At 51.4% G+C, this 7,747-nt stretch carries 6 protein-coding genes; 3 read left to right on the plus strand and 3 right to left on the minus strand.

Translation table 11 applies throughout. From position 1 onward, the window contains the following. The coding region (locus tag Q0294_RS02810; protein ID WP_299460712.1) for an ATP-binding protein at nucleotides 1–334 on the plus strand (334 nt) is incomplete at its 5' end. Between the two features lie 226 nt (nucleotides 335–560). Here Q0294_RS02810 and Q0294_RS02815 read toward each other — a convergent pair. From Q0294_RS02815 to Q0294_RS02825, 3 genes are all read right to left on the minus strand, one after another. Next, nucleotides 561–2,390 (minus strand): tetratricopeptide repeat protein, encoded by a 1,830-nt coding sequence (locus tag Q0294_RS02815; protein ID WP_299460714.1) that lies wholly within the window; start codon nucleotides 2,388–2,390, stop codon nucleotides 561–563. Nucleotides 2,391–2,698: 308 nt separating this feature from the next. Beyond that, nucleotides 2,699–4,099: a sialidase family protein gene (locus tag Q0294_RS02820; protein WP_299460716.1), complete on the minus strand. Its 1,401-nt coding sequence runs from the start codon at nucleotides 4,097–4,099 to the stop codon at nucleotides 2,699–2,701. A gap of 360 nt (nucleotides 4,100–4,459) precedes the next feature. Further along, on the minus strand, nucleotides 4,460–5,542 hold the full coding sequence (locus Q0294_RS02825) for a WD40 repeat domain-containing protein (protein WP_299460718.1): 1,083 nt from the start codon (nucleotides 5,540–5,542) through the stop codon (nucleotides 4,460–4,462). A gap of 493 nt (nucleotides 5,543–6,035) precedes the next feature. Here Q0294_RS02825 and Q0294_RS02830 point away from each other — a divergent pair, with 493 nt between their 5' ends. Both Q0294_RS02830 and Q0294_RS02835 read left to right on the plus strand, forming a co-directional pair. Continuing rightward, on the plus strand, nucleotides 6,036–7,184 hold the full coding sequence (locus Q0294_RS02830) for an NPCBM/NEW2 domain-containing protein (RefSeq protein WP_299460720.1): 1,149 nt from the start codon (nucleotides 6,036–6,038) through the stop codon (nucleotides 7,182–7,184). A gap of 76 nt (nucleotides 7,185–7,260) precedes the next feature. After that, nucleotides 7,261–7,671: a hypothetical protein gene (locus Q0294_RS02835; RefSeq protein WP_299460722.1), complete on the plus strand. Its 411-nt coding sequence runs from the start codon at nucleotides 7,261–7,263 to the stop codon at nucleotides 7,669–7,671. Nucleotides 7,672–7,747: the final 76 nt, after the last annotated feature.

Below are 7,747 nucleotides of genomic sequence, written 5' to 3' on the forward strand. Positions count from 1 at the left end.
TGAGACAACCAATCAGCAACAGCAGATTCATTGCCAGTTTCATTGCGACAATTCAGTCGAATTTCAGGACAATACCATATCAACACAGTTATATCGGATCGTTCAGGAATCGCTCAATAATGCTCTGCGCCATGGCCACGCCAGCCAGATTACAATCACTCTGATGCAGGAGCAGGATCGAATCACTCTGGAAGTCTGTGATAACGGCACAGGTATTGATCCCATTGCCCTGAAGAATCGGTCTCCACTGAGAAGCGGTAAAGGGCTCGACATTATGGAATATCGAGCGAGTGTCATCGGTGGAGAGTTTTACATAGGCAACAATGAAGGATGAGGTACACTGGTGCGCTGCAGTGTGCCTCAATCTGCAAGTTTAATAAGACCAGACAAGGCCCCTCTACCAGAATGAGGACCGTAGATGACCACCCGCCGGTCCGGGAAGGAATATCTGATTACAAGTTGGTTCGAGAAATATGCCGCCGAGGGGCACTGCTGCTGACGTTCGACTACCTTGATACAGTAAGCCTTCGACGGAAGAGCGTCTCGGTCAAGACGCTGCCTCATTCAGAACCGTTTGTTTGCGATTTCATATATTCGAGGCCTTGTTTTGCCTGCTTGAGTTGGGGGTCGATGCGCAGTGCCTCTTCAAAATGAAATTTCGCCTGACCGAATTTCTGCTGGAACAGATAAATTACACCCAGATTGTTATGAGCGGAAGCATGTCGCGGATTGATCGCGAGTGCCCGCTGGAACGAAGCAATCGCCTCTGGCTGCCGGCCCTCCTTCAAATGAATGAGTCCCAGATTATAGTAGGCGCTCTCGAAACCCGGGTCGTGCAGCAGTGTGGCTTCATACAACTCACGGGCCTTGTCCAGACTGCCTCGGCTTTCCCAGATTCTGCCCAGCGTAAAATAAGCGGGTGCATTTCGCGGGTTGATTTCGATCGCGCGCATCAGTTTCTGAATGGCTTCATCGGTCTGTCCCATCTCGCGCAGTAGACTTCCCCACTTCGCGTAGACTATGTGATTATGAGGCATCAACCGGGCGCTCTCTTCAAAGTGCCGTAATGCGTCTTGCATATCTTTCCGCTCCCACAAAGCAACGGCCAGCATCTGGTGCATCCTGCCATTCTCTTCCGTCGCGGCCAGTCCATGTGCGTAAAGCGCCACGTTATCGCCCCAGAGTGTCGTCTGCCGAAATGCGACCAGCGCCAGCAACAGGATGGAGAGGACCGTGATCAACGGCAAGACCCACTTCCGCAGCGTACTTCCCCGCACCAGATCATCGACCAGCCAGACGACGAGCAGAAAAAGCCCAGTCAACGGCAGGTAGGTATAACGATCGGCCATGCGTTGCATGCCGATCTGGACCAGACCGATCACCGGAATCAGAGTTCCCAGAAACCAGAACCAACCCGTGAAAACATAGGGTTTGCGCCGACGCCACAAGAACGCCAACACACACGCCAGCAACAGGAACACGGACGCAAAAATGCCCGCGAGCGGAGAAATCGTGCGGTGAGGATAGAATACGCTCAGACCCGCCGGCCAGAACATTTTCCCCACGTATTCCGTGTAAGAGGTGACTGCGTTAAGCACGCGATGCGGCATCGAAAACTGTTCAGAAAACTCCATAGGATTCGCCTGTGAAAACAGGGCTAATCCGCAGAACAGAACCGTCAGAATCAGGAACGGGATTTTCTCGATGACCAGCCGACGCCAGGAAACACCAGCGGATTGTTCCTCGCCTGAGGCCGCATTGTGAGCGTTCGCGAGGGCAGGGGTACGGCGCAATGGCCAGTAATCCAGCAGCAATAACAGGAAAGGCAGCGTGACCAGAGTTTGCTTGGAGAGCAAACTGCACAGAAACAGCGCGACGGATGCCAGATAATATTTCTTCCGCGATCCGGTAGCATAGATCGCGTAGGCCCAAATGGCTGCGTGACCAAAACACAAACTCAACACATCTTTGCGTTCTGTGACCCAGGCGACGGATTCCACATGTAAGGGATGCACGGCAAACAGCGCTGCCACGATCGCAGATTTGGTGGCAGCCCCCGTCATCTGCACGAGTGCCGCATACAACAATAATGCACTGACACAATGCAAAATGACGTTCGTCAGATGAAAACCGCCTCCCCCCATACCGAAAATCTGCGCATCGATCATGAGCGAGAGAAACGTGAGAGGCATCCAGTTGGAGAGTTCATCGACTGTGTTCAAACTGAACGCCCAGCGCACGTTCGTGGAGTTGACTCCCGAATTGACGAATGAGTTGTTGACAATCCAGGACGGATCATCAATCGTCACGAACCCGAACGAACATGTTTGCGCGTAAACAATGAGAGTCAATACGCACAGAATCAGACAGTTTCGCAGATGTGGTCTCATCTGGATTTACGTCCGTCAATCAGATTCACGATTTCTCTCCGGTTGTTCGAGAATCAGCTCGGCCGGCTCATAGCGGAGGCCTTAACGATCCCTGCGAAGGTTTCGTGACGTGCCAGTAGAGCAAGAGTTGAACATTGTAATCATAGTTTTATACTTGTTCATGCTGAATATAACAGAAGTACGATTTTGAGTCTATATTCCGGTAGCCTCTGCCTGGCCTGATTATTTTCAATCGGGAGCTACTTGCAGGAATCATTGAGGGTCTGACCCCTGCAGCAGCGGAATGAACAGACACCTTGGCCAACCTCTCACTCCACCATAATCTTCCGGCAGAGAATGGTCTTCCGTTTTACGCCGGTCTCATCCGGGTAGTAAAAATCGCTGTAGAAGAGCAGGGCACTGTTCTTGTCGAGGGGTACGATCTCCGGATTATTGCAGGAACCGTCCCAGTCGTGGAAGGTCGGATCGGCAACTGGTTTGTTGGCCAACCCGCTTCGATCACCGGGCGTCATGACCACCAGCGGTTCGGTCCACTTTGTTCCACTATCGTTGAGCACAGCCCGCACGAACGTGCCCGGACGGGCATAACACAACAGTGTCACGCCGCAGTCAAGTCGGCACAATCGCGGCAGGATACCGACCTTGTCGAATTGGACGGGCTTCGACCAGGTCCGCCCGTCGTCCGTCGAACGCGTCATATACATCGGGTCCCATTCCTTGCCGGTGGAGGAATACCAGGTCGACCGCAGGAACCAGACGATTGAGCCGTCCGGCATGAATTCAAAATCGCTGTCGCTGAATCCGCCACTCTTGTAGGGGAACGCGTGGCCGTCGGCTTCATATTCCAGGTGAGATCGTCGCTGGAAGGTGCGGCCGTTGTCCTCGGAGCGAAAGATTTCCGCAGAGTAGTAGGGACTGTACTGCCCGTTTTCGGGATTGAGATGCCCTTCGCCCGAAAAGACGCTGACCCAGATCGCCCCGTCGGGGCCGCGCTTCGGATTGCCGCGCGGGAAGATCGACTTCAGGATCTTTTTTCCATTGTGGCTGACGTGGACCACCCGCGTCAGGTACGGCCAGTCCACCCGGGCACGTTCCAGCATGGGTTTCGTCTGTCCTGCGGGAATGCGATACAGAGTCCATTCTTTTTGAGAAAGACTGGGCGGCAGGCGGTCGGCGTTAAACGCATTGATCGTCGTGCCCCCCATCCAGAAGGTCATCCCATCGGGAATCGGCAGCGTCCCTTCCTCTGCCTGTTTTGAGAAATCATAGGCAGGCGTGTATTTGTTCCAGGGGGTCATCTTGTACTTGCTCACATCGACGCCCGATTCCGGGGGAAAGTAGACCCGGTCACCGTTCGGCAGCAACAGACCGCACTCCTGGACAACCGACTCAGCGACCTCTTTCCAGGTCTGTCCCTCATCGCGGCTTTCAAACCAGAGAGCCTTCGCGCCGTAATTACTGATGTTGTCGTCAGTGATGTGGACGGAAACCACAAACCGATCACCGAGCCGATAAGGCCGCGGAAACTGGTACGGCCCCCAGAGCCGCTCTTCCGGACGAATCCCCCGCACGATCACATGCGGTTCCCCCAGCGTGAGCTTGAGCCGCGCCGCGGGTTTCTCCCCCGTCGGAATTCTGGCATCACCTTGAGCGGCAACGCTGGCGGTGCAGGTGATCACAAACAACAGGGAACAGAAGATCGTACGCATGGTGGTTCTCATTTTGTCCATCGAGTGGAGCAAAGGGCGGGTGGATAAAAGGTTCCAGGATTCAATGGTACTGTTGAGTTCTATGTTGATTCAAGTGAGATTGTTAAGTAAACGGTCTCTGAGCACCTGTCTGAGTGGTTGCGTTTGTGAATCAGTTCCGCGTCTGCGTTTGATGACGCGCGGTTCGATAGACCCCCGGGCCGATGTCCCACTTCACAGGCGGCGATCTGATTTGCCGGCGTTTAACACAACGCCGCACCGGCTGCAGTCGCGCATACAGAGGGTACTCGTAAGCACGCAATCATTACACCACAACCGACAGTGCCATTCGTCGCTGATACCTTTTTCTGATTGGAAAGGCTAAGGCACTTTCCACAGGCGCGCTGTGCCGTCAAAACTTCCGGTTATCACCATTTTCCCATCAGGGCTAAAGGCCACTGCTTTTATAATATCATCATGTATGAGAGCTCCCCCATATGGTTTGCCTGTGGCAACATCCCACAGACGCGCGGTGTTTTTATTTGCCGTAATGATTCGTTTGCCATCAGGACTAAAGGCCACCGCATGTACTGACTCTTGATGCATGAGTGGATTCCCTATTGGTTGACCGCTGGTAGCATCCCACAGTTGTGCTGTGCCGTCAAAACTTCCGGTTATCACCACTTTGCCATCAGGGCTAAAAGCCACTGCCATTACCAGCCCTTGATGTTTGAGTGATTCCCCCTTTGGCTGACCGCTGGCAACATCCCAAAGATACGCATGATTGTCCAGACTCCCGGTGACAATCGTCTTACTATCAGGGCTGAATGCCAATGCATTGACAGAGGAACCATGAATGATCGGCCTTCCTTTTGGTTGACCACTAACAGCACACCACAACTGCACATTGTTACCCGAACCTGTTGCCACAATTTTTCCGTCTGGGCTGAATGACATTACTGAAACACGCCCTTTATGTTTCAGAGTTTCCCCTGTTGGCTGACCGCTGACAACATCCCAGAGCCTCACCGTATTATCAAAACATGCAGTGAGTACGGTCTTACCATCGGGGCTGAAAGCCACCCATAGAACACCATCTTGATGCATGAGTGGATTACCGATCGGTTGACCGTTAGTGGCATCCCATAGTTGGGCTGTGCCGTCAAAACTTCCGGTTATTACCATTTTCCCATCAGGACTAAAGGCCACCGCATGTACTGATTTTTGATGCTTGAGTGGTTCCCCTATTGGTTGACCGCTGACTACATCCCAAAGACGTGCTGTGCCATCATGGCTGGCCGAAACCACTGTCTTGCCACCTGAGCTGAAGGCTACCTCAAAAACAAAACCCTCATGCGGGAGAAGCCATTCATAAGTGGATGGAGATTCTTTACTCTTAGATAAGGCGAATATCGCAATTGCCAACATCATAATAATGAGTAAGTAAATCGTACTAGTTCGCATGACCTGCCCCCACGGACGGTACCAGTTGTTATATTACAAGTATAATAAGGTGGTATAAAAGGTGTCAGCTCAGTACCTGTTATTATGAGTAAATTAATTTCTGGGCGCGAAGAGTTCACTCCCTTTTATCTCCGCTGTCCCACTTGTGATTTTCCACGCGATACTAACCGTGTCGGGCATCAACGGCAGTCGTCGGCGTTATACGTGAGCTGGCAGCGCTGGGACAACAAATCTCTTGCAGCGAACGCGTGGGACAGCGCGCAGGGCGAGCGGAACCCAACGGAGGGCACTCGTATGCACGCCAATCATTACAACACAATCGGCAGTGCCTTTTGTCGCTGATACCTTTTTAACTTTCTAACCCAAATGAGAAATCCCGGCTTAATACGTTGATCAAAAGCTTGGAATGTCAGAATGATTTGCCTAAGATAGCAACCGTACTCTTTGTTTATGTTGCACGACAGTCCAACAAAACTCGCGATCGGATTCAGAAATGTTCACGCTTAAAAATCGGTTTCTCGTTCAGACGCTTTTTGTAATCTTGTGGATCCTGGTCATTCCAGGCGGGACTCAGGTTCTGAAGGCGTTTCCCCCTGCAGAGAACATCGATTTCAATGAGAAATACAAGCAGCTTTTACAGGAAGCCAAGTCGGCACCTTCCCAGGGATATCTGAAAGAAGTGGCGTTTGACGCAATCAACGCCAGTCAGGCTGCGATTAAAACAGGCGATTATACGGCCGCTGTGAAGATCGCTGCTCTCGCCGTCAAAATCGGGAAGTCATCAGAGAACAACCACGCCTCTACACTGGCGAACAGTTTAAAACAACGCTGTACTATCCTAGCGCGCGAATATCGCGATGTAGAAAAATTTCATCAAAAACTGCAGAAGGATCCGAACGACGCGAACGCAGCGTCTCTCTATGGAAAGTTTGTCGCCTTAAAGTTGAATAACTGGAAAGAGGGACTGTTCTGGCTTGCCAGAGGGGATGATGCGGAATATCAAACCCTGGCGAAGCAGGAGCTTGCGAATTCAAATAATTCAGGTGCGCTGCTGGCAGTTGCCAATGGCTGGTATCAGTTAGCTGATCAAGAGAAAGGTTTGACAAAGCAGGAACTGGAAATGCACGCTTATGACCTGTATAGCCAAGTGTGGCCTCAGTCTATCGGAGCAGATCGAACGGTGCTGAATGCCAGGTTAAGCGAGATGCCCCTCCGGTATTTCAATCACATGCAGGAACAGGATCTCATTCCAGGTCCGTGGCCTTTCGGAAAAAATGGAGAGAGTGGAAATGGCCAGGGAATGTTTACCGTCAATCAGATTGAGTTTCCCAATGGCCTGGGACTACATCCACCTAATAATGGTTTTGCACGCGTGCGTTATCAGTTAGATGGTCAATACAAAACCTTTGTGACCGGCGTGGCCCTCATGGATCATACATCTGAAGTACGCCGTTCCGTTACATTTACGGTATTCGGAGATGACAGGGTTCTCTGGAAATCACCACTCATCCGCGTTCGAGGGGAAGCGGTCTTCTGTAACGTTTCTGTCAAGAATATTAATAGACTGGAAATTCGAACCGAATCGCCGGGGCAAGCTTACGGAGCAAATGCCGTCTGGCTTGATCCACACGTTTTGAAATAGATCTGGCCGGAGAGAAAACGGTTTCTGATACGTTTTCATTATTTCCTTGCCAAATTTATATTTAGCAGGCTTTCAAATGAAGCCCTCTGTTTCGCCCAGTCAATTTCACAAAGCACTGGTGCAGGATTTGTTTCCTCAACCGCCAATGCTTGAAGAGGCATTCTGCCTGATGCTGCTCTTGCATGCATGTCCTTTACGTCTGAACGGACAGGCTCAGGTGGATGGACAGGCTCAGGGGTTCTCTGAAATCACCAGCAGGCATGCGGCTGAGGTGGCAGCGTCTCTTTTTCCAGAGGGAGAAGAGTCGCATGCTGCTTACTGGTACTGGCGTTGCTGGAATGAAGACAAAAGCATCTATGAAGTGATTGAGAATCCTCCAGACCGGTTGATCCCGGTACTGAAGCGAATCAGACTGAGAATTGAGTCCCATCCGTGGGTGGATCGACTCTTAGATGAAGACTGGGACCTTTTATGTAAACTGGAATGACAGTCCCTGAATTCTTTTATACCCTCGCTCAATTTCAGAATTAAAAGGGATTCTATTATTTTGACCATACATTTCC

Origin of the sequence: uncultured Gimesia sp., assembly GCF_937919775.1 — a bacterium.
Classification (GTDB): Bacteria; Planctomycetota; Planctomycetia; order Planctomycetales; family Planctomycetaceae; genus Gimesia.